The following is a 241-nucleotide window of genomic DNA, read 5'->3' as shown; positions in this document are numbered from 1 at the left end:
AGCCTTTATTTTGCTTGCTATGGCATTCTGTAATACATCTACATGTAAAAAGCCCATAAAATCTCTGCCAATCGTCATAATCAAAGCAAAAAGCATAAACACTAATAACATTGCACCAATTCCAGTAAATAATTGCTTTTGTCTTTTTTGATAATGTTCATGTGATTGTTTAACTTCACGCAACATCGAATGAATTTCTTCTCGAACTCCATAAACATCTTTTCGAACCTCTATCTCAATA

1 protein-coding gene is annotated in these 241 nt (G+C 32.4%); it reads right to left on the bottom strand.

All coding sequences use genetic code 11. From position 1 onward, the window contains the following. Window positions 1-241: DUF334 domain-containing protein (locus SH09_RS13560; RefSeq protein ID WP_042740166.1), on the bottom strand; the 241-nt coding region annotated here is incomplete at both ends.

Source organism: Staphylococcus gallinarum, from assembly GCF_000875895.1.
GTDB classification, from domain to species: domain Bacteria; phylum Bacillota; class Bacilli; order Staphylococcales; family Staphylococcaceae; genus Staphylococcus; species Staphylococcus gallinarum.
Note: the sequence above shows the minus strand (reverse complement) of the source record. Positions and strands in the feature narration are given on the sequence as shown.